This is a genomic window from Mycobacterium sp. 4D054 (genome assembly GCF_052245755.1).
GTDB lineage: Bacteria > Actinomycetota > Actinomycetes > Mycobacteriales > Mycobacteriaceae > Mycobacterium.
Genome location: NZ_JBQQCF010000008.1, coordinates 1 through 23423 on the forward strand (window position 1 = coordinate 1; position 23423 = coordinate 23423).

At 68.0% G+C, this 23423-nt stretch carries 14 protein-coding genes and 1 pseudogene; 2 read left to right on the plus strand and 13 right to left on the minus strand.

Annotated elements, in window-relative coordinates:
* Together ACTWP6_RS08200 and ACTWP6_RS08205 are read left to right on the plus strand one after the other, a co-directional pair.
* On the plus strand, positions 1 to 329 hold a 329-nt coding region (locus ACTWP6_RS08200; protein WP_443187341.1), incomplete at its 5' end, for an integrase core domain-containing protein.
* 31 nt (positions 330 to 360) lie between these two features.
* Positions 361 to 570: pseudogene (locus ACTWP6_RS08205) on the plus strand (formyltransferase family protein); the annotation flags it as partial.
* Here ACTWP6_RS08205 and ACTWP6_RS08210 read toward each other — a convergent pair.
* From ACTWP6_RS08210 to ACTWP6_RS08270, 13 genes are all read right to left on the minus strand, one after another.
* Positions 502 to 1638, minus strand: a complete 1137-nt coding sequence (locus tag ACTWP6_RS08210; protein WP_443187342.1) for a phosphatase PAP2 family protein — start codon at positions 1636 to 1638, stop codon at positions 502 to 504. The pseudogene ACTWP6_RS08205 and the gene ACTWP6_RS08210 sit on opposite strands and share 69 nt — an antisense overlap.
* A gap of 106 nt (positions 1639 to 1744) precedes the next feature.
* Positions 1745 to 2494, minus strand: coding sequence for a deoxyribonuclease IV (locus ACTWP6_RS08215; protein ID WP_260757198.1), 750 nt, complete (start codon positions 2492 to 2494; stop codon positions 1745 to 1747).
* A gap of 37 nt (positions 2495 to 2531) precedes the next feature.
* Positions 2532 to 3518, minus strand: coding sequence for a calcium/sodium antiporter (locus ACTWP6_RS08220; protein ID WP_260757197.1), 987 nt, complete (start codon positions 3516 to 3518; stop codon positions 2532 to 2534).
* 131 nt (positions 3519 to 3649) lie between these two features.
* Positions 3650 to 7600: a DNA-directed RNA polymerase subunit beta' gene (locus ACTWP6_RS08225; protein WP_443187343.1), complete on the minus strand. Its 3951-nt coding sequence runs from the start codon at positions 7598 to 7600 to the stop codon at positions 3650 to 3652.
* Between the two features lie 65 nt (positions 7601 to 7665).
* Positions 7666 to 11169: a DNA-directed RNA polymerase subunit beta gene (rpoB, locus tag ACTWP6_RS08230; protein ID WP_260757195.1), complete on the minus strand. Its 3504-nt coding sequence runs from the start codon at positions 11167 to 11169 to the stop codon at positions 7666 to 7668.
* A gap of 285 nt (positions 11170 to 11454) precedes the next feature.
* Positions 11455 to 13095 (minus strand): hypothetical protein, encoded by a 1641-nt coding sequence (locus ACTWP6_RS08235; RefSeq protein ID WP_443187344.1) that lies wholly within the window; start codon positions 13093 to 13095, stop codon positions 11455 to 11457.
* Positions 13096 to 13165: 70 nt separating this feature from the next.
* The gene (locus tag ACTWP6_RS08240; protein WP_443187345.1) at positions 13166 to 14833 is read right to left on the minus strand and encodes an alpha/beta hydrolase; all 1668 of its coding nucleotides are present in this window, start codon (positions 14831 to 14833) and stop codon (positions 13166 to 13168) included.
* Between the two features lie 324 nt (positions 14834 to 15157).
* Complete coding sequence (locus ACTWP6_RS08245; protein ID WP_260757192.1) at positions 15158 to 16231, minus strand: ABC transporter ATP-binding protein; 1074 nt, start codon at positions 16229 to 16231, stop codon at positions 15158 to 15160.
* Positions 16232 to 16419: 188 nt separating this feature from the next.
* On the minus strand, positions 16420 to 16812 hold the full coding sequence (gene rplL, locus ACTWP6_RS08250) for a 50S ribosomal protein L7/L12 (RefSeq protein ID WP_260757191.1): 393 nt from the start codon (positions 16810 to 16812) through the stop codon (positions 16420 to 16422).
* Between the two features lie 40 nt (positions 16813 to 16852).
* A complete protein-coding gene (gene rplJ / locus ACTWP6_RS08255; RefSeq protein ID WP_260757190.1) occupies positions 16853 to 17392 on the minus strand; it encodes a 50S ribosomal protein L10 in 540 nt (179 codons plus the stop codon).
* Positions 17393 to 17646: 254 nt separating this feature from the next.
* On the minus strand, positions 17647 to 18570 hold the full coding sequence (locus ACTWP6_RS08260) for an ROK family protein (protein ID WP_443187346.1): 924 nt from the start codon (positions 18568 to 18570) through the stop codon (positions 17647 to 17649).
* Positions 18570 to 19175 carry a DUF7158 domain-containing protein gene (locus tag ACTWP6_RS08265; RefSeq protein ID WP_260757188.1) on the minus strand — a complete coding sequence of 202 codons (606 nt, stop codon included), beginning with the start codon at positions 19173 to 19175 and terminating at the stop codon, positions 18570 to 18572. The genes ACTWP6_RS08260 and ACTWP6_RS08265 overlap by 1 nt, the downstream gene beginning before the upstream one ends.
* Positions 19172 to 23314, minus strand: coding sequence for a glycoside hydrolase family 38 N-terminal domain-containing protein (locus tag ACTWP6_RS08270; protein WP_443187347.1), 4143 nt, complete (start codon positions 23312 to 23314; stop codon positions 19172 to 19174). The genes ACTWP6_RS08265 and ACTWP6_RS08270 overlap by 4 nt, the downstream gene beginning before the upstream one ends.
* Positions 23315 to 23423: the final 109 nt, after the last annotated feature.

The following is a 23423-nucleotide window of genomic DNA, read 5'->3' on the forward strand; positions in this document are numbered from 1 at the left end:
ATGGGGCGCCGCACTATGTGCGTTTCGACAACGGGCCTGAGTTCGTCGCGCATGCCGTGTCGGATTGGTGCCGATTCAACAGTGCCGGTTCACTTTTCATCGATCCCGGCTCGCCGTGGCAGAACGCCTGGATCGAATCATTCAATGGCCGACTGCGGGACGAGCTGCTCAACCTGTGGCGCTTTGATTCGCTGCTGGAAGCCCGCGTGATCATCGAGGACTGGCGAGCCGATTACAACGCCAATCGGCCCCACTCCGCCCATGGCGACCGCACCCCAGCCGAGTTTGCCCTACAGTGGGCCGCGACCCATCAACCGAAAGTCGCATAACGACTGGACCACCAAACGGGTCCCTCTCACACTCGTCGGCGCCACCGCCCACTACGTGACGGACGACCTCGACGAGGGCCCGATCATCGAGCAGGACGTGGTGCGCGTCGACCACCGCCACGACGTCACCGATCTGGCGCGTCTCGGCGCCGACGTGGAACGGGCGGTGCTGTCACGTGCGGTGCTGTGGCATTGCCAGGATCGCATCATCCGCTTCGGCAACCAGACCATCGTCTTCTGAAGACCTGCGATTCTGCCGGCGCCGCTCGTACCAGCCGAGCAGGGTGATCACCGCCGCGGCCAGCGCCCAGCCGAGCAGCAGGTCGATCACGTAGTGCTCGGCGCTGTAGACGAGGGCGAACGCCATGATCAGCGGATACGCCACCAGCAGCGGGCGCCAGCCGCGCTGCACCCGGTTCCACAGGAACGCCGCGAGCGCCGCCGACATCCCGGCGTGCAGCGAGGGGATGGCCGCGACCAGGTTGACGCTCGCCTGCCCCTGATCGAGCAGCGCCGTGGCCGAGTGGAGGTTCAGCTTGCCCCAGCCACGGCCGACGATGCGTTCCACCCAGTCGTGGGCGCCGTCCTGACTGAACTGCATCGAACCGAGCACCCCGCCGTCGGGGACACCGCGGGCGGAACCGAACATGCACCGCGGACCGGACGGGCCGCCCTGGACGTCATCCGGTGTGCAGCGCGCCGCCGCCCACGGCGGCGCGGCGGGCAGCAGGACGTAGACGATCAGCGCCGCGAAGTTCAGGCCGACGAACAACCGTACGAACGCCTTCCATTCCTCGCGGTCGCGCAGCCACAGGATCCCCGCGATCACGTACGGGAGGATGAAGAACGACATGTAGACGCTGCTGATCACCACCTCCCACCACGGCGGGTACGGCAGCTTCAAGCGCTCCTGCAGCCATACGGTCGGCATGTTGCCGAAGAACATCCAACGGTCTGCGTCGGCCTGCCAGTGCCACAGTGTGGGCCGGCCGACGAGCGTGGCGGCACCCCTGCTGAGGTCGTAAGCAATCAGCACCAGCGCGAACGGCAGCCAGTCCCGCACGACGTAGAAGACCCGCCTACCCTGGCCGATGCTCGCGGCAGCAAGTCCGGTGCAGATATAGAGCAACAACAGTTCTCGGTTGAACGCGAACCCGTCGGTGACGGTGCGCCACACCACGACCGTCGCCCACACCCCGACGGTGACCCATCGGACGATCCGCAGCCTGCGGCCACGCCGGTCGACCGGCGGTTCGGTGGTGACCTCAGACGTCAGCGCAATCGACGGCTGATCGTCAATCGCGGACACGGAGGCCTTTCGACAGGGCGCGCCGGGTTCCCGGCGCTTCCCTATTTAACCGCCTCGCCACCAGGTGTTGGATAACCGTTCAGCGACAAAGCGGGTGGCAGGGCCTCTAGAGGTGTTCGCGGAGGAAAGCGATGTCGTCTTTGCGGCCCTCGTCGGAGGTCTCGCAGATGACCGGCGCACCGGCTGCCTTGACCACGGCGACCAGCAGTTGGGGGTCGATCTGGCCCGAGCCGAAGTTCGCGTGCCGGTCGGCGCCGGAACCGGCCGCATCGCGGGAGTCGTTGCAGTGCACCAGGTCGATGCGGCCGGTGATTCCCTTGATGCGTTCGACGGCGTCGACCAGCGCTTCGCCGGCCGCCCAGGCGTGGCAGGTGTCCAGGCAGAACCCGATGCCGGTGTCGCCGATGCGGTCCCATAGCCGGGCGATGGTGTCGAAGTGCCGCGCCATGGCGTGGTCGCCACCGGCGGTGTTCTCCAGATAGACCGGCACGTCGGTGTCCAGATGATCGAGCGCCTTGACCCAGCGCTCGAAGCCGGCCTCCATGTCGTTGTCGTCGGCGTGGCCACCGTGCACGATCACCGCGGTGGCGCCGACGTCGGCGGCCGCATCGCACGTGTCCTGCAAGATCTTGCGCGACGGGATGCGCACCCGGTTGTTGGCCGACGCGACGTTGATCAGATACGGCGCGTGCACATAGACCGGGATCGGCGAGGCCTTGAGCGCCTCGGCGTCCTCGCGGGGTTTGGGCTTCTTCCAGCTCTGCGGATTCCCGAGGAAGAACTGCACGACATCGGCGCCGTCGGACTGCGCCGCGGCCAGGGGGTCGTCTCCGTGGACATGCGAACCTATGAGCACGTCGCCGAGTCTAGTGACGGGCGCCGACGGACCGGCCTCATGTCTGCGCTGCGAGCAGGAAGCCCAGGTATGCCAGGTAGGCCCCCACCATGCCGCCGCCTTCCGCCCGGCTCACCCTGCGGCCCGACAGGAAGATCGGAATGCAGATCAGCGCGACCGCGACCATGATCGGGATGTCGATGTCGACCAGGCTGGAGGGCAGCCACAGGCCCTCGGCGGGCACCAGACACGTCACGCCGAGGATCAGCAGGATGTTGTAGATGCTGCTCCCGATGAGGTTGCCGATCGCTATGTCGCGGTCGCCGCGCACTGTCGTCACGACGGTGGTCACCAGCTCGGGCGCCGAGGTTCCGATGGCCACCACGGTGAGTCCGATCAGCGCGTCCGAGACGCCGAACTGCCGGGCCATCCCGACCGCTCCGTCGACGAGCCAGTCGGCGCCGATCACGACGACGACGATGCCGCCGATCGTCATACCGACGTGGGTCATGGTCCGGCGCCGGACGTCGGTGACCGTCGCCTGGACCGGCTCCGTCCCGAACTCGGCGGCAAACTCCTCGGCGATGGCCCGCGATTCGCGCCTCGCTGACCAGATCACCGCGGCGGTGTAGCCGACGGCGGCGGTCACCAGGATGGCGCCGTCGAGCCGGGAGAGCCGGCCGTCGGCGGCCAGCGCCCACAACAGCAACGCCGCCGCGGCCATCATCGGCAGCTCGAACCGGTTCGTGCGCATCTGAAGACTCAGCGGGACCAACAGCGCGCTCAGGCCGAGTATGAGCAGGATGTTGACGACGTTGGTGCCGGCGATGTTGCCGACCGCCAGCGCACCGTTGCCTCCACCGGCCGACACCACGCCAACGGCAAGCTCGGGCATGCTGGTGCCGATCGAGACCACGGTCAGCCCGATGATGATGGGGCTGATGCCCAGCCGGGCCGCGACCACGGCGCCGCCCCGGACCATGATCTCCGCGCCGGCGATCAGCACCGCCAGTCCGATCAGGAACCACAGCGCATCGACCAGCATTCCGGGAGATTACTCGCCGCAGCCCGGTCACACCTACCGTGCACCGTTTACCTGCCGCAGCCCGGTCACACCTACCGTGCCCGCGCACGAAAAAGCCCCCACCCCGGCGGGGTGAGGGCTCTTTCGTCGACTTACCGGTAGTCCGAGTAGCCGTAGTCGTCCAGCGGCACCGCAGCGCCGGTGGCCTGACCGAAGTCCGGGCTGTAGTACTGATCCTCGTAGGACGGGATCGTGTACGCCGCGGCCCGGGCCTCCTCGGTCGGCTGAACCTGGATGTTGCGGTACCGGTTGATGCCGGTACCGGCCGGGATCAGCTTGCCGATGATCACGTTCTCCTTCAGCCCCTGCAGCTTGTCGCTGCGGCAGTTGATCGCCGCATCGGTCAGCACACGGGTGGTCTCCTGGAACGACGCCGCCGACAGCCACGAGTCGGTGGCCAGCGACGCCTTGGTGATACCCATCAGCACCGGACGACCGGCCGCGGGCTCGCCGCCCTCGGCGACCACCCGACGGTTCTCGGTCTCGAACTCGCCACGTTCGGTCAGCGAACCGGGCAGGAACTCCGTCGAGCCCGAGTCGATGATCGTGACGCGGCGCAGCATCTGCCGGACGATGACCTCGATGTGCTTGTCGTGGATCGACACACCCTGGGCGCGGTACACCTCCTGGACCTCCTTGACGAGGTGGATCTGCACCTCGCGCGGGCCCTGGACGCGGAGCACCTCGTGCGGGTCGGCCGAGCCTTCCAGCAGCTGCTGGCCGACCTCGACGTGATCGCCGTCGGTCAGCAGACGCTCGGAGCCGTCGTCGTGCTTGAACACCTTCAGGCGCTGACGACGCGAGAGCTTGTCGTACACGACCTCCTCGCCCCCGTCGTCGGGAACGATGGTGATCTTGTAGAACTTGTCGCTCTCCTCCAGGCGCACGCGGCCGGAGACGTCGGCGATCGGAGCCCGGTTGCGCGGGATACGCGCCTCGAACAGCTCCTGCACGCGGGGCAGACCACCCACGATGTCGGCACCGCCGGTGACGCCACCCTGGTGGAAGGTACGCATGGTCAGCTGCGTGCCGGGCTCACCGATCGACTGCGCGGCCACGATGCCGACAGCCTCACCGATGTCGACCAGCTTGCCGGTCGCCATCGAACGGCCGTAGCACATCGCGCACACACCGGTGCCGGTGCCGCAGGTCAGCACGGAGCGGACCTTGACCTCGGTGATACCGGCGGCCAGCAGCGCATCGATGGCCGGGTCACCGAGGTCGTGCCCACGCTCGACGACGACGTTGCCGTCGGCGTCGACCGCATCGGTGGCCAGCGTCCGCGCGTACGCGGAGGTCTCGATGTGCTGATCGCGCACCAGCGAGTCGCCCTGCAGCTCGGCCAGCGTGACGGTGATGCCGCGCTCGGTCTCGCAGTCGGTCTCGCGGACGATGACGTCCTGCGACACGTCGACCAGACGACGGGTCAGGTAGCCCGAGTCGGCGGTACGAAGCGCGGTGTCCGCCAGACCCTTACGGGCGCCGTGGGTGTTGATGAAGTACTCCAGCACCGTCAGGCCCTCGCGGAACGAGGACTTGATCGGACGCGGGATGAACTCACCCTTCGGGTTGGTCACCAGACCCTTCATGCCGGCCAGCGTCCGCGTCTGGGTGAAGTTACCCGTGGCACCCGAATCCACGATCGTGATGATCGGGTTGTCCTTCGGGTAGTGCGCCCGCAGCGCCTGACCGACCTCTTCGGTCGCGTCCTGCCAGATCTTCACCAACGCTTCGTTGCGCTCGTCGTGGTTGAGCTTGCCGCGCTGGTACTGCTTCTCGATGCCGTCGGCCTCGGCCTCGTAGCGCTCGAGGATCTCCTGCTTCTCCGGCGGCACCAGCACGTCGGCCATCGACACGGTGACACCCGAACGGGTGGCCCAGTAGAAGCCGGCATCCTTGAGCTTGTCCACGGTCTGCGCGACCACGATCATCGGGTAGCGCTCGGCCAGATCGTTGATGATCCGCGCCTGCACCTTCTTGTGCATCTGCTCGTTGACGAACGGATAGCCCCGTGGCATCAGCTCGTTGAACAGCACACGGCCCAGCGTGGTGTCGGCGGTCCAGGCGTCGCCCGGGTTCCAGCCGTCCGGGAACCGCTCGGCCTCGACGTCGGCCGGCGGGCGCAGCTGCGTCAGCCGCACCCGGATCTTGGCCCGCACACTCAGCGCGCCACGGTCCATCGCCATGATCGCCTCGGCCGGCGAGCTGTACACCCCGCTCTCCGGCTGATCGTCGGCTGCCGGGGTGTACTCGCCCTTGTCACCCTCGATCTCGGTGGTCAGGTAGTACAGGCCGGTCACCATGTCCAGACGCGGCATGGCCAGCGGGCGGCCCGACGCCGGCGACAGGATGTTGTTCGAGGACAGCATCAGGACGCGGGCCTCGGCCTGCGCCTCCGCCGACAGCGGAAGGTGCACGGCCATCTGGTCACCGTCGAAGTCGGCGTTGAACGCCTCACACACCAACGGGTGCAGCTGGATGGCCTTGCCCTCCACCAGCTGCGGCTCGAAGGCCTGGATACCCAGGCGGTGCAGCGTAGGTGCACGGTTCAGCAGCACCGGGTGCTCGGCGATGACCTCTTCGAGGACATCCCACACCTGGGGGCGCTGACGCTCGACCATGCGCTTGGCGCTCTTGATGTTCTGCGCGTGGTTCAGGTCGACCAGACGCTTCATCACGAACGGCTTGAACAGCTCGAGAGCCATCAGCTTCGGCAGACCGCACTGGTGCAGCTTCAGCTGCGGGCCGACCACGATGACCGAACGGCCCGAATAGTCGACGCGCTTACCGAGCAGGTTCTGCCGGAAGCGGCCCTGCTTGCCCTTGAGCAGATCGGACAGCGACTTGAGCGGGCGGTTGCCCGGCCCGGTCACCGGACGGCCGCGGCGGCCGTTGTCGAACAGCGCGTCCACCGACTCCTGAAGCATGCGCTTCTCGTTGTTGACGATGATCTCGGGCGCGCCAAGATCGATCAGTCGCTTGAGCCGGTTGTTGCGGTTGATGACGCGGCGGTACAGGTCGTTGAGGTCCGACGTCGCGAAGCGGCCACCGTCGAGCTGCACCATCGGGCGCAGTTCCGGCGGGATCACCGGCACGGCGTCAAGGACCATACCCATCGGCGAGTTCGAGTTGGTCTGGAACGCGGCGACGACCTTGAGTCGCTTGAGCGCCCGCAGCTTCTTCTGGCCCTTGCCGTTCTTGATGGTGTCGCGCAGCGACTCGGCCTCGGCGTCGATGTCGAAGTTCTCGATGAGCTTCTTGATCGACTCCGCGCCCATGGCGCCCTCGAAGTACTCGCCGTACCGGTCCTGCAGCTCGCGGTAGAGCAGCTCGTCGACGATCAGCTGCTTGGGAGCCAGCTTGGTGAACGTCGTCCAGATCTCGTCGAGCCGGTCGAGCTCACGCTGGGCCCGGTCGCGCAGCTGGCGCATCTCGCGCTCACCGCCGTCGCGCACCTTGCGCTTGACGTCGGACTTGGCGCCCTCTTCCTCGAGCTCCTTCATGTCGGCCTCGAGCTTCTGGGCGCGGGCCTCCAGATCGGCGTCGCGCTGGTCCTCGATGGCCTTGCGCTCGACGGCCATCTCGGCCTCGAGCGTGGACAGCTCGTTGTGCCGCATCTCGTCGTCGACCGCGGTGATCACGTAGGCCGCGAAGTAGATGATCTTCTCGAGATCCTTCGGGGCCAGGTCCAGCAGGTAGCCCAGCCGGCTCGGCACGCCCTTGAAGTACCAGATGTGCGTGACGGGTGCGGCCAGTTCGATGTGGCCCATCCGCTCACGACGCACCTTGGCACGGGTCACCTCGACGCCGCAGCGCTCACAGATGATGCCCTTGAACCGGACGCGCTTGTACTTGCCGCAGTAGCACTCCCAGTCGCGAGTCGGTCCGAAGATCTTCTCGCAGAACAGGCCGTCCTTCTCGGGCTTGAGCGTGCGGTAGTTGATGGTCTCCGGCTTCTTGACCTCACCGAAGGACCAGTTGCGGATGTCGTCCGCGGTCGCGAGACCGATGCGGAGTTCATCGAAGAAGTTGACGTCTAGCACGTAACTCCCTTTCCCCTTGCGGGATTTGTAGCCAATAACACTTAGCGCCGCGGCGGTGCCGCGAGTCAGGCGAGATCTTCGACAGAGGCAGATTCGTTGCGGGACAGGTTGATTCCGAGGTTGGCAGCGGCGCGCTCCAGGTCCTCGTCGTCGCCGTCACGCATCTCGATCGCCGCGCCGTCAGAAGACAACACCTCGACGTTGAGGCACAGCGACTGCAGCTCCTTGAGAAGCACCTTGAACGACTCCGGGATGCCCGGCTCGGGGATGTTCTCGCCCTTGACGATCGCCTCGTACACCTTGACGCGGCCTACGGTGTCGTCGGACTTGATCGTCAGGAGCTCCTGCAGCGTGTACGCCGCGCCGTAGGCCTGCATGGCCCAGCACTCCATCTCACCGAACCGCTGACCACCGAACTGCGCCTTACCGCCCAGCGGCTGCTGGGTGATCATCGAGTACGGGCCGGTCGAGCGGGCGTGGATCTTGTCGTCCACCAGGTGGTGCAGCTTGAGGATGTACATGTAGCCGACCGTGACCGGGTACGGGAACGGTTCGCCACTGCGGCCGTCGAACAACACCGCCTTGCCGTCGGCGTTGACCATGGTCTCGCCGTCACGGTTGGGCAACGTCGCACCGAGCAGGCCCTGCAGCTCGCCTTCCTGCGCACCGTCGAACACCGGCGTGGCCACGATGCTGTCGGCCGGGGCCGAGAGCATGTGCTCGGGCAGCTTGGCCGCCCAATCCGGGGTTCCGCCGGCCACATCGATGTTCCAGCCGGCCTTGGCGACCCACCCGAGGTGGGTCTCCAGGATCTGGCCGATGTTCATACGACGCGGCACACCGTGGGTGTTCAGGATGATGTCGACCGGGGTGCCATCGGGCATGAACGGCATGTCCTCGACGGGCAGGATCTTGCCGATGACGCCCTTGTTGCCGTGGCGTCCGGCGAGCTTGTCGCCGTCGGAGATCTTGCGCTTCTGGGCCACGTAGACGCGGACCAGCTCGTTGACGCCGGCGGGCAGTTCGTCGTCGTCCTCGCGGCTGAACACGCGGATGCCGATGACCTTGCCGGACTCACCGTGGGGCACCTTCAGTGACGTGTCGCGGACCTCGCGGGCCTTCTCGCCGAAGATGGCGCGCAGCAGGCGCTCCTCGGGGGTCAGCTCGGTCTCGCCCTTCGGGGTGACCTTGCCGACCAGGATGTCGCCGTCACGGACCTCGGCGCCGATGCGGATGATGCCGCGCTCGTCGAGATCGGCCAGCACCTCATCGGAGACGTTCGGGATGTCCCGGGTGATCTCCTCGGCGCCCAGCTTGGTGTCGCGGGCATCGATCTCGTGCTCCTCGATGTGAATCGAGGTGAGCACGTCCTCCTCCACCAGACGGTTCGAGAGGATGATCGCGTCCTCGTAGTTGTGACCCTCCCACGGCATGATCGCCACGAGCAGGTTCTTGCCCAGGGCCATCTCACCGTTCTCGGTGCAGGGCCCGTCGGCGAGGACCTGACCGGCCTCGACGCGCTGCCCGGCGTCCACGATCGGACGCTGGTTGGCGCAGGTGCCGTGATTCGAGCGGGCGAACTTGCGCATCCGGTAGGTGTGCCGGGTGCCGTCGTCGGCCATCACGGTGATGTAGTCCGCGGAGACCTCCTCGACCACACCGGCCTTTTCGGTGACGACCACGTCGCCGGCGTCGATCGCGGCGCGCAGCTCCATACCGGTGCCGACCAGCGGGGCCTCGCTGCGCACCAGCGGAACCGCCTGGCGCTGCATGTTGGCACCCATCAGGGCACGGTTGGCGTCGTCGTGCTCGAGGAACGGGATCATCGCCGTCGCGACCGACACCATCTGGCGCGGCGAGACGTCCATGTAGTCCACCTCGGCGGCCGACACGAACTCGACCTCGCCGCCCTTACGGCGGACCAGCACGCGCTCCTCTTCGAAGCGGCCGTCGGCGTCCAGCGGCGAGTTGGCCTGCGCCACGACGTGGCGGTCCTCCTCGTCGGCGGTCAGGTAGTCGATCTGGTCGGTGACCACACCGTCGATGACCTTGCGGTACGGGGTCTCGATGAAGCCGAACGGGTTGACCCGGGCGTACACCGACAGCGAACCGATCAGGCCGATGTTCGGACCCTCGGGAGTCTCGATCGGGCACATGCGGCCGTAGTGGCTGGAGTGCACGTCGCGAACCTCGAGGCCGGCACGCTCACGGGACAGACCGCCGGGGCCCAGCGCCGACAGGCGGCGCTTGTGGGTCAGACCCGACAGCGGGTTGTTCTGGTCCATGAACTGCGACAGCTGGCTGGTGCCGAAGAACTCCTTGATCGCCGCCACGACGGGACGGATGTTGATCAGGGTCTGTGGCGTGATCGCCTCGACGTCCTGGGTCGTCATGCGCTCACGCACGACGCGCTCCATACGCGAGAGCCCGACCCGGATCTGGTTCTGGATCAGCTCGCCGACGGTGCGCAGGCGACGGTTGCCGAAGTGATCGATGTCGTCGACCTCGACGGGAACCTCGACGCCGCCGGGGGCGGTCATCGTGTGGTCGCCCTGGTGCAAGCGCACCAGGTACTCGATGGTCGCGACGACGTCCTCTTCGGTCAGCGTCGAGCTCGTGATCGGCTGGCCGGCGTTCAGCCCCAGCTTCTTGTTGACCTTGTAGCGGCCCACGCGGGCCAGGTCGTAGCGCTTCTCCTTGAAGAACAGGTTCTCCAGCAGGGTCTGCGCGGACTCCTTGGTGGGGGGCTCGCCCGGCCGCAGCTTGCGGTAGATGTCCAGCAGCGCCTCGTCGGTGCCTGCGGTGTTGTCCTTCTCCAGCGTGCTCATCATGATCTCGGAGAAGCCGAAGCGCTCGGTGATCTGCTCGTTGGTCCAGCCGAGCGCCTTGAGCAGCACGGTGACGGGCTGACGGCGCTTGCGATCGATGCGGACGCCGACGGTGTCGCGCTTGTCGACGTCGAACTCCAGCCACGCGCCGCGGCCGGGGATCACCTTGACGCTGTGCAGCGTCTTCTCCGTCGACTTGTCGATCGACTCGTCGAAGTACACACCGGGCGAACGCACCAGCTGGCTCACCACGACACGCTCGGTGCCGTTGATGATGAAGGTGCCCTTTTCGGTCATCATCGGGAAGTCACCCATGAAGACCGTCTGGCTCTTGATCTCACCGGTGTTGTTGTTGATGAACTCGGCCGTGACGAACAGCGGTGCCGCGTACGTCATGTCCTTGTCTTTGCACTCGTCGACCGGCGCTTTGACCTCGTCGAAGCGCGGATCGGAGAACGACAGGGACATCGAGCCCGAGAAGTCCTCGATCGGCGAGAGCTCTTCGAGAACCTCCTGGAGACCGCCCTTGGGGTCTACGTCGCCGCGCTCGGCCGCGCGCCGGAACCAGTCCTCGGCGCCGATCAGCCACTCGAACGACTCGGTCTGAACGTCGAGAAGCCCCGGAACCTCAAGCGGTTCGCGGAGCTTGGCAAAGGAAATTCGGTTTGGTGCTCCGGGAACGGAGTTGTTAGTGGTTGACTCGATCTGGCGGGACCCTGCCAAGATGCATCCTTCCAGCACCTAATGCGGCTGTTCGGGAACCGGAGAAGCCGATCCCGTATTCGCCGCGTTTCTGCGTCGGTTCGGCCGGCTTCACCAACCACCCGGACGCACGGCATGCGTCTAGATCGCTGAGCGGGGGCTCAGGCTAGGACCACATGATTAGTGCGGGTCGGAAAGAGCGAGGTGGGCAGGATTCAGCCAGCGCAACGTCCAACGATAGCGCAGGACGGCCTATTCCTCAACCCTCGAGGCAGCACGGTGCGCTACGGAACTCCGGTCGCTGGCCGGCGGTCCCAACTGCTGTCATCCATGCACACATTGCTGGCCAATAGATTGGCGCGGTTTCGCCCTTCCGTCAAGAGATGACGCGGTGTTTGTGGAGTTTTCTGTGAAGACTTCGTCCGGGTCGACCGCGCAGGTGGCGAAGTCGATCCCGAACAAGATCGTCGCACCGTAGCTGAACAGCCAGTCGAGAAAGGTCTGACGCTCGGCCGGTCCGGGAAGCACGTACGCGGTCGCCGCGCCCCGGCTGGTGTGGATCGTCAGGGTGTCACCGGGAGCGCCGTAGTAGCCCGACGACGGCGACGGCGCCCCGGCGAACATGTCGGTGAGCCACCCGGCGCTGATCATCTCGGCGGCCCTGACGTTCGCCGGCCTCGGCCATCCGGTGATCAGGTTCATCGACGCCTGGATCAGCAGGTTGCCGCCGGTCATCGTGTCGCCGTGGGATCCGTGTGCGAGCTTGACGCCGTTGAAGCCGCCGGGCCGCCACTGCTCCAGCGCGGTGTTGGTCGCCCCGGACAGGTTCCAGTAGTAGGACTTCGCCCCGAGGTTGTAGATGGGAAAGTCGGCGGGCAGCTTGGCCAGGGCGCGCGGCGTGACGTCGCCGAAGCCGACACCGTCGAGCATGACCACGCCGGCGAGCTTGGTGAACGTCGCGTTCTGGCTCATGTATCCCGCGGCGCCGGCTGCGAGCCCGCCGCCGGCGGAGTGGCCCACCAGCGCGACCTTGCGCACGCCGTCGAGCAGTGTGCTGCTGTAGCCGGCGGCCAGCGCGCTCTGCGCCAGCGCGGTGTTGCCGTCGGTGAACAGGCCGGCCACCGCCTTGTGCATCGGCGATCCCCCGACCCAGCAGCCGTCACAGGCCAGGAAGTTCGACGTCAGCGACGTGGCGACGACGATGCTGTGGGTGGCCTCGGCCAGCCGGGCCGCGGTGTGGCTGTAGAACGCGCCCGACGCGAGGAAGCCGTGCTGCAGATGGATGAGGCGCGTCGGCGGCGTACCTGCGGGCACGTACCAGTCGGCCGGAACCTCGTAGCCGTCCCCGCAGTCGATCGTCAGCGACGAGCTGCGGACGGTGACGGTGCTACCCCACGGCAGCAGCGGCGGACCGCCGAGGACGCGGACGGCGAAGGTATAGATGTTGAACACGACGGCGCCCAGGGCGCTGAGCAGTGTCTCTTGTTTCGGGGCCGCGGCCGTGGACTCCGCGGCCACTTCGGGTCGAGTCGCGGTGAACGAGGCCAGCGTCGTCTGGCCGGCCTCCCGAGCGGGCGCGGCCACCGCAATGTCATCGCGGCGTTCGGAAGCAGCGATCACGTCGGTCCGCCGCTGTGTGGGTTCCTCGGCTGGTTCCTCGGGGGCGACCTCGTCGGGTTCTTCGGCCTCCGCGGGTTCTTCGACCTCCGCGCGTTCTTCGGCCTCCGCGCGTTCTTCGACCTCCGCGGGTTCTTCGACCTCCGCGGGTTCTTCGGCTTCGTCGGCGCTCTTGTCCTTGTCGGTGTCGGTGGGCGCACTCGGTTCTGCCTGCGAGGACTCCGACGTCGTCGTCGCGTCGGCCGTTTCGGACTCCGCGGCCGCCGCGCCGGCGCCGGCCAGCAATGCCGCCGACACCCCGGCGGTGATCACGCCGGCACCCACCAACACCGACAGCCGGTCGCCCATCGCTGACCCCTTCGTCCGATCGGGCAGAAACGTATCGCGGTGGCCGGGGCCCCGTCGTGGTTTGCCTAAATCACACCCGGACGGGATCGCGGCGCGGCAGTGGATCCGTGCACACGGCCACGACCGGAGCCACCGGACACACGTCCATCGCGGCTGCCGCATACGCGGTCGGGTCGTTGAGCTGCACGCTCGATGGCGGCGCGAACCAGGATCCGGTGACCAGGCTGACCGGTGACACCGACGACCGGTACAGCCGTTCGGTGTAGGTGCCGTCAAGCATGTCGTTGATCCAGCCGGCGGTCAGGATCTCGTTGGCCTCCACGTTCCACGGTGACGAGAAACCGGTCGCGAGATAGGCCATGAACTGCACGATCCCGCTGGCGCTCTGCATCGAGTCGGAGTGGTGCCCGCCCTGCACGAGCACGCCGGTGAACATGTCGGGCCGGGCCTGCTGCAGGCGTGCGCTCGCATGCCCCCGGTTGTTCCAGGAATCGGGGGCGGCGGCGAGGTTGTACACCGGAATCGATCGCGGGATCTTCGCCAGGTCGGCGCTCAGCACGCCGACCAGGCCCGCACCGTCGAGCATCACGACCCCCGCGAGAGCGTCGGCTCCACCGCGCTCGACCAGGTATCGCGCCGCACCGACGGCCAGGCCACCGCCGGCAGAGTGGCCGGCCAGCACCAGCCTGGTCGGCAGCACGCCGTGAAAACCGGCCTCGCGCGCGCTGGCAGTGAGCGCGGCGCGGTCACCGGTGAACAGGTCGGCGACGACGCGGTGCGTGCTCGGCAACATCAACGGGTAGTCGTCGGTGTCGAAGACGTTCCAGGTCAGCGTCGGCGCGACCACGATGCTGTTGGTCTTCTCGGCGAGATACGCCGCGGTGGCGCTGTAGAACGCAGCACTCGCGAGCATGCCGTGCTGCAGGTAGATCAGGCCTTTCGGCTCGGTCTTACCGGGCGGGAAGTACCAGTCGGCGGAGACCACGACGCCGTTGGCCAGCGTCAGCGAAGACCGCTCCACCCGGACCCGGCTCCCGAACGGTGCACGTGGCGGCCCGGCCAGGAACTGCATCGTGCCGGTGTACCAGTTGTAGAACATCGTGCTGAGGTCCTCGACGACGTCGAAGAGGTTGAACGCCGAGGCGCCGGTCCACGGCGACCCGGCGGCGGCGACCCGCATGACCGCGGCGCCTTCGGGCGCCGCGAGGTCGGTCTCGATGGACTCCACCAGCGTCGACGGCGCCTCGGGCGCGGACTCCACCACATCGGGCGCCGGTTCTGCGGCCGGCACCGGTTCTAAGGCGACAGGGTCGGCCTCGGCCTCGGCCTCGGTCGCGGGCTCGGGTTCGGGTTCGGCGGAGGGGTCGGTCGCCGGGATCGCATCGTCGGGCTTGGGGAACTCCCCGGCGGGGGCGTCTTTCCCGTAGTCGCCGCCCTGGTCGTCGTCGCTGGACTCGTCGTCGTCCTCGGTCTCGTCGTCGTCCTCGGTCTCGTCGTCGTCCTCGGTCTCGTCGCCTTCGGTCTCTTCGCCGCCTTCGGTCTGGGTCTCGCCGTCCTCGGACGGGCCCGCGTTCGACGCCGCGTCGTCGTTGTCGTCGGCCCCGGTCGAGGCCTGACTGCCGCCCGCGGACGGGGCGCCGTCATCGGCGGCCGCGACGCCGGCCCCGGCCAGCATCGCCGCCGAAACCCCGCCTGCGAGGACGCCTGCTCCCAGCCACACTCGATAGCGGTCGACCATCTCTCTCCCGGGTTTCGTGCGCCGATATGCGATTCTGGCAAACTGTATAGGCAAGCGGCTTAAATTTTCAAGAGGAAGTTGACGCTGATGCTCATGTCGGTTGAAACCAGTGTTCTACGCGCTGCTGAAGCCGACTGCACCTACTCCTGGAGCAGGTCCGATGCGCGTTTTGATTCCGTCGACACAGAATCAGCAACGCGGGTGTCGGGGAATGGCGCGACAACGCGCCAGACGGACACAAAAGAAGACGCGCGCGTCACAGGGACGCGCGCGTCAGCGCAGCCCAGCAGACGCCGGGCGCAGGGACTTACCTAAGGACGGCGATCAGCGCTCGCCGGCGACCGGGATACGGCCGGTCGGAGCGTCGTCGTCGTGGCGGTGTGCCGGTTCCCCAGCGAACTCGTGGGTGGGGTACTGGTGTGTGCCTTCGAGGTCGTCGCGGATCGCGGCCTGCGCGGCCGGCGGCAGGGTGTGCATGATCTCGCGCACGCGGGCCTGGCGACGGCCCACGGCCTGGCGCTCCGGCATGCCCGGGGTGGCCTGGACCTGCGGCGGCACCCCTTCGATCTCCTCGACACCACCGTCGTGGTGACCGGCGTCGATCATGGCCTGCTCTTCGGCCATCGTCGACTCGTCCTTCTCCTCCGACATACCGATCGGGCCGATACGACGGCCGTTGAGGAACTGCTTGACCACCGGCTCATCGCTGGTCAGCAGCACCTCGCGAGGCCCGAACATCACCAGCTTCTTGCGGAACAGCATGCCCATGTTGTCGGGCACCGTGCGCGCGATGTTGATGTTGTGCGTGACGATCAGGATCGTGCAGTCGATCTGGGCGTTGATGTCGATCAGCAGCTGGGACAGATACGCGGTACGCACCGGGTCCAGGCCCGAGTCCGGCTCGTCACAGAGGATGATCTGCGGGTCGAGCACCAGCGAACGGGCCAGGCCGGCACGCTTGCGCATACCGCCGGAGATCTCACCGGGGAACTTGTTCTCGTCACCTCCCAGACCGACCAGGTCCAGCTTCTCCATGACGATCTTGCGGATCTCGCTTTCCTTCTTCTTCGTGTGCTCACGAAGAGGGAACGCGGTGTTGTCGTAGAGGCTCATCGAGCCGAACAGCGCGCCGTCCTGGAACATGACGCCGAACAGCGTGCGGATCTCGTAGAGCTCCTTGGCCGAGCACTCGATGATGTTGGTGCCGTCGACGATGATCTTGCCGCGCTCGGGGCGCAGCAGGCCGATCAGCGACTTCAGAAACACCGACTTACCGGTACCGGACGGGCCCAGCAGCACGCTGACCTCACCGGCGGGCAGGTCGAAGGTGACATCTTCCCAAATTCGCTGGGCTCCGAAGGACTTGGTCAGCCCCTCAATCTGAATGCCAATGCCCACGCGAATTCCTTCCACCAAAGCCGAACGTGTCGCCACAGAATTTCACACCTGTGGCTTGAGTCACTGTAACCTACGCGCTTGCGCGGCAACACTCGGTCCGCCGAGACCGCCTGCCCGCTTTCCGATCAGACAACTGTGGGGCCGGTCTGTTTGCCAGACCGGCCCCACAGCTTCGCGATTGCGGCGAACTACTTGACGGTGACCGACGCGCCGGCAGCCTCGAGCTTGGCCTTGGCGTCCTCGGCGGCCTCCTTGTTGACCTTCTCCAGCAGCGGCTTGGGGGCGCTGTCGACGAGGTCCTTGGCTTCCTTGAGACCCAGGCCGGAGACGATCTCGCGAACGACCTTGATGACGCCGATCTTCTTGTCGCCGGCACCTTCGAGGATGACGTCGAACTCCGACTGCTCCTCGGCGGCCTCGGCGGGGGCACCACCGGCGGCGGGGCCGGCAGCGGCGACGGCGACCGGAGCCGCAGCGGTGACGTCGAAGGTCTCCTCGAACTGCTTCACGAACTCAGAGAGCTCCAGCAGGGTCATTTCCTTGAACGCGTCGAGCAATTCGTCGGTGGACAGCTTGGCCATGATTGGTCCTTCCTAGTTACTTCTGTGGGTGGTCTTGGTATCAAGCAGCGGATTCTGCTGAATCCCCTGCGGCCTTCTTTTCCTGCAGAGCTGCGGCCAGGCGAGCGACCTGGGACGCAGGCGCCACGAACAGCGCCGCGGCCTGGGACTGCTTCGCCTTCATCGCACCGGCCAGCTTGGACAGCAGCACCTCGCGCGACTCCAGGTCGGCGATCTTCTCGACCTCGGAGACGGACAGCGCGCGACCGTCCATGTAGCCGCCCTTGACGACCAGCGCCTTGTTGTCCTTGGCGAACTTCTTGAGCGCCTTGGCGGCGTCAACCGGCTCACCTTCGATGAACGCGATCGCGGTCGGGCCGGTGAAGAGCTCGTCGAGCCCCTCGATGCCGGCCTCTGCCGCGGCACGCTTCACCAAGGTGTTCTTGGCGACGGTGTAGGTCGCCGACGAACCCAGCGACCTACGCAGCTCGGCAAGGTTGGACACCGTCAGGCCGCGATATTCGGTGACGACGGTGGCCGTCGCCTCCTTGAACTTCTCGGCGATGTCGGCGACCGCGGTGGCCTTGTCAGCCTTGGCCATGCTTGCCTCCTCGTGATGGTTGGGACGTCCACCAACCGGCAGATCACGAGGGTCCGGGAAAACACAAGCGCCCCGACGCAGACAGGTCGGGGCGCATACAGAAGCACGTCAGAACGTGCCGGCCTCGTCCTCCTGCGTGGGCCGCCCGGGTGAACCCGGGACCTTCAACCGATACTTGAGCACTCGAAGCAAGCGCTCATCGGTGACCGACGGTCTTCGGTGGAACCGAGCCAGGATAGCGTGCCGCGCCGCGATCAGCCAAAACGGTGTGATCGCGCGCTGTGCCGCGCCAGTGCGGCGGCCCCCACCAGGCCGGCGTCGCCGCCGAGCGCGGCGGGCACGACCTGCAGACCGTGCAAGAAGTCCAAGCCGGCGTAGCCGGCCACCGCCGCGCGCAGCGGGTCGAACAACAGCGCGCCGGCCTTGGCGACCCCGCCGCCGACGACCACCAGATCGAGGTCGCACACCGCGCCCACCGACACGATCATCCGCGCCAGGGCGTCCGCGCCGCGTCCGAACGCGCGCAGTGCCACCGGATCCCCGCGGCCGGCCGCGTCGGCCAGCGCTCGGGCATCGGTTCCGCCCGCCCATCCGTTCTCCCGGGCCCACGCGGCCAGGTGTGGACCCGACGCAACGGTCTCGACGCAGCCGCGGCCTCCACACGCACACGGCGCACCGCCGGGTTCGACGACGACGTGCCCGACATGTCCGGCGTTGCCGCTGCGGCCCCGATAGGGGGCGCCGTCGAGCACCAGCCCGCCGCCGATCCCGGTCGACACCACCATCCCCAGCAGGAACCGGGCGTCCCGCCCGGCGCCCCTCCACCATTCGCCCAGCGTCATACACAACCCGTCCCCGCCGAGCGTGACCGGCAACCGGGTGAGCTCGGCGACGCGCTCGACGATCGGGAACCGCAGCCATTCGGGGATGTTGATGGGGCTGACGGTTCCGGCCGGGACGTCGATGGGTCCGGCGGACCCGACGCCGACCGCCGACACCGGGCCGGGTGCGGCGTCCACGGTCTCGGTGAGCAGTGACGCGACGACGGCCCACACGGTTTCGGCGTCGCCGTCGGGGGTGGGCCGCTGGGCGCGGTGGAGCAGGGTGCCGTCGGCGGCAACGACACCGGCGGCGATCTTGGTGCCGCCGATGTCGAGCGCAAGGGTGAGATCGGACATCAATGCCTATGGGTGTTATCGGGCTGCCGGGGATCCCCGGGGTGCTCATATCCCTCGTAGAGCGTGACCATTTCGGCACAACGGGAATCGAGCCACCTGCGATAGGCCCGCCGTCGGGCAGCGGCCAGCAGGTGCGTGGCGATCTCCGCGCGCACATCGCCGAGTGCCGCCGCGGTGGACGGACGGCGCCAGCCACCCCCGGCTGGCTGGGTGTGGCTGAACCGCAGGGGATTTCGGGCGTGATAGGCGGCGACGGCCTCGTCGGTGACGGTCACGTCGGAAGTGACCGCGACGTACACCGCGCGGGCAGCGGGGTCGGCCAGGGTGGCCGCGGCGACGCTGCCGATCTCCAGGCGGGCGACGGTGTCGGGCAGCAACTCGTCCTCGGTGGGCACGGCCGCCGCATCGAGTCCGGCCGACGCGGCCGCCACGACTCGTTCGGCGACGAGCACCTGGGTGAGCCAGCGGCGCAGTTGCCTCGCTTCGGCGGTGCCGGGCCGCGGCAGCGCGTACTGCCGGGGTCCGGCGCGCAGGGCCTGTTCGCGCGCGTCGATGTCGGCGACGGTGACGGTGTGCGCTCCGACCGTCGCCGCGATGGCAGTCACGACACCCTCACCCGGACCGCCGGGGAGTACACCAGCTCCCCGGCAGCCGCGACGCGGATCAGCGCCCACCACTGCCCCGGCTCGGTCCATCTCGGGGGGGTGACGTCGAAGACCAGCTCGCACGTGCCCCGCGGGGGGATCACGCCGCCGGTGATGTTGGGCGTCAGCCACTCCCACGTTCCCCACGGTGAAATCAGGTGCGCCTCCACGGTCAGGTCGGTGTGGGCGTCCGTGCCGACCGTGACGCTCAGCCGCGCAGCTGACCCCGCCTCGACGTCGACGTCGCCGGGGTCGGCGACCAGTCGCAGCAGCCGGTCGTCGTGGCGCCCGACCGACAGCACCGCCACGTCCTCGACGGTCTGATGCCAGGACGTGGGGATCGCCGCGCCGGTGGCGGCGAGCTCGGCGCGCACCGGATACAGGCCGGGCGCGACGTCGGCGGGCACCGCGACATCGACAGTCGATTCCAGATGATCTCCGGGCGGCAGCATGAACGGCAGGTCGACAACCCCGGTGTCCCAGCCGGGCGGCGCGAGGACGCGCACCATGCCGTGCAGCGCGGTGTCGGTGGCGTCACTGACGGCGGTGAGCCGGAGTGGGACGAGGGCACCGGCGGCGACGTCCAGGCGGTGCGGGTGCAGGTGCGCCACCGCGGGGAGTCCGCCCAGCGGCGCCGGCCCGCGGTTGTGCAGCCAGTACCTGGCGTAAAGGGGCTGCACCGGTTCGGCATCCGGGGCCAGTGACACCTGATCGGCGTGCGCCACCCGGGGAAAGTTCAATTGCGTTCTCAGGGTGGCGATCTCGTATCCGTCGAGCGGGCCGTGCGCTGCTGTCAGCGGCTCTTCGACGAGGTTCAGCCGCTGGGGTTCGGCGATGTGGCGCAGTCCGGACTGCAGCGAGACCCGGGCCGGGCGGCCCAGCGTCTCGGCGATCCGCACCACGACGCCGTCGGCCGGGTCGGCGTGCCGGGCACTGCCGCGCGCCGTCGGATTGCCCGCCGCCTTGAGCGCGGTGACCCGCACCGCCCCCTCGGGCTGCACCTCCAGCAGCGAACCCCAGGGCGGCAGGCCGCCGGCGCCGGCGTGGCGGCGGGCCGACACGGCGACCAGCGGCTGACTGAATTCAGCACTGCGGGAGGGAATGCCGCAGTCCCGCCAGTCGCCGTCGCCGGCGACGAGTGCGTAGTCGAAACGGTGAGTCCAGTGCTGCAGCCCGAAGCCGGATCCGTCGGGGGCGGCGCGTCGGGGCGGGTCGATCCAGGTGCCCGACGGCCATCCGGTGCACGAGCGCATCAGCGACGAGTGCAGCGTGCCGTCGGACTCGACGGCGAACCCGGGCACACCGCGGTTCATCAGCGCGACGGTGCGGGCTTCGAAGGGTTCCACGACGTCCTGGTCGACGAGGATCTCCGCGTCGGCCAGATCCTCGACCAGCGCCGCCACCGCCGCCGCGGTGTCCCCGACGGCACCGACGACCAGTACCGGCAGCGCGGCGGGATCACGTAGGTCGGCTCCGGGCACCCACACGTCGCGCAACGGCTGCGCGGCCGGCACCCACAGCCGCGCTGCCGCCGGGGCATCATCGAGAACCTGTGCCGTGAAAGAGTTTTCGTCGACATGCCCGATGGTGATGCGCATATCGGGCAGGTTGGAGTCCACCGACAGGTCACCGTAGCGCGGCGCGTCGGCCAAGCTGCAGGTCGCGGTCACGCCGGCACGGCCGAGGGCGGCGATCAGAGCGCGGACGTCGTCGTCGACTACCGGGCAGACCACCTCGGCGACCGACACCGCGCGCACCGCGCCCCCGCGGAAACGCACCCGCATCGCCGAGGACAGGCCGAACCAACCGTGGGCCGGATTGTCCAGCGTGTACGGATGCACCGCGGTGTCGACCGACGTGGCGGATCCGGGCTCGTGGAGCAGGGCGAAACCGCGGCCGACCACCGCGGCCCCGGCCTCGCTGACCGGCATCGCGCCGGGCACGGGGCAGGGCCAGCGCAACCGCACCAGCTGGTCCCGACCGCGGAAGTCGTCGATCGTGGTCCGGCAGTCCACCCTGTCGACACCGCGCCACAACGTCACTGTCTGCGTGTAGCGCAGCAGTCCGGGGATCGCGCCGCGCACGACGACGCGTTCACCGAGGTCGCTGCGGAAGGCGCGCACCGCGGTGGCCGGATGTTCGGCGGAAGTGACCAGCGGCCCCATCGGCAGCAGGTGCCAGGGACCCTCCCCGGCCACCGGATGCGCCGGATACTCCTGATAGACGGCCAGCTCGTTGCCGACGCGGCCGTCGGCGATCAGTTCCCGCCCGCCGGCGCGCAGCGAGCTGATCCCGCCTCCGCGGGCGCCGTCGACGGCGAGCCGGTAATGCTCGTTGCCGATGTCGGCGCCCTCGGCCGCTTCCCACGATGAGGACACGCCGTCACGCACCAGCCGGTAGGAGCACCAGCCCATCGACGGCACGTCACGGGCGATCCAGGTCAGCGTGTGCCCGTCGTCCTCCACCAGCACCGGCACGTTCCGGCCGTCGCTGTCGACGAGGTGCCCGGCGAGCGGCTCGTCGACGTGAAGCGTAACCACGTCGGAGCGTTTGTGCGACAACGAGTTCCACACCACGATCGACCCGCCGACCACCCTGGACAGCAGTGCCAGTGCCCCGTCACGGGCCGCCGACCCCAGCTGCCACGCGTCACGCCACCCGGTTAACAGGTCGAGGTAGACCTGGTCGGATTCCGATCCGGTGATGGCGTCGTGGTGGGCGCCGTACGCCAACTGCACCCAGGCCTTGGCCAGCGCGGCTTCGGGGTAGGTGGCACCGGTCAGCAGACCGGCGAAGACCGCGAACTGCTCGCCCTCGGACACGGCCAGTTCCGCGGCGCGGTTGGCCTGCTTGGTGTCGATGTAGGACACGTCCTTGCCGGTGTAGATCGGGTTCATGTCCCGGGTCTGTGGGGAGGCCGACCTGCCCGTGGCGTCGAGTTCGGCCCGGACCGCAGCAAAGAACTCCCGGGGCAGCGCGCACACGAACCGCGGCCAGGTGTAGCGCGCGTTCCAGTCCCGGTGGATGTCGGTGACCCACTTGTTGGGCGGGGTGTAGTCGGTGCCGACGGGCAGCAGCACGTTCCGGGTCAGCGCGACCTTCTTCATCCCGGTGAACAGCTCGTAGGTCGCGGCCTCGGCGTCACGCAGCGACGCCGACGAGTCCATCCACCAGCCCGCCGCGTAGTGCGCGGGCATGTAGTGGGTGAGCAGTCCGCGCCCGGACGGCGCCATCCACTCGAACTCGCTGGCGAACTGCATGCGCCCGGGGTCGCCGGCCCGACCGTTCTCGGAGGCCATCGGACCCCACTGGTGGTGCGGTCCGCGTGCCCACGAACTCGACGTCAAGCCGGCGTCGGCGGCCATCGCCGGGAATTGGGGGTCGTGTCCGAACACGTCGAGCTGCCACGCGGTGGCCGGCGCGGCCCCCAGCACGTCGCGCTGGAAGCCACTGCCGTGCACGAAGTTACGGATGGCCGTCTCCGGTCCGGTCAGGTTCGTGTTGGGCTCGTTGTAGGTGCCGCCCATGATCTCGACACGGCCCTCGGCGACGAGTCTGCGCAGGTCAGCCCGGTCTTGCGGATGGGTGTCCCAGTACGGCTTGAGGTAGTCGACCTCGGCGAGCACGAACTTGTACTCCGGTTCACGTCTGGCCATCTCCAGGTGCGCGCAGACTAGTTCGAAGCCGTTGGTCTGCCGGCAGCGCCCGGGCGGGTCCTCGGTCCACACGCTGGTGTAGGCGGCCTGGGTGTTCCACCACACCGGGTCGTAATGGAAGTGGCTGACCATGAACATGGTCCAGCCGGGTTCGGCGTCGACGAAGTCGAATTCGGCCCAGCTGCCGTCGGCCTCCGCGCGGGCGGCGCGACGCCGGCCCGGCACCGGATCGGAAACCCGGACGGACACCTCGACGGTCGACTGGCCGGGACGCGCCGGCGGGTCGCCGACGGTCTGCAGACCCGGCCCCACCACCCGCACCGGCACCGGCACCGGCACCGGCACCGGCACCGAGCAGTCCCGGTAGCTCACCCGCACCACCTGACACGGCATGTCGGACGGCCCGGTGAACAGCTCCGTCGACTCGGCGGAGGTGATGTCCACGCCAGCACCCTACGGCTTCCGGGAGGCCGAATATCGGTGATCAGTTAAGCCTGTGACCCGCGTGGCTGTGGATTAGCTGTATGTGAACAGACACCCTGTGGCATCATCT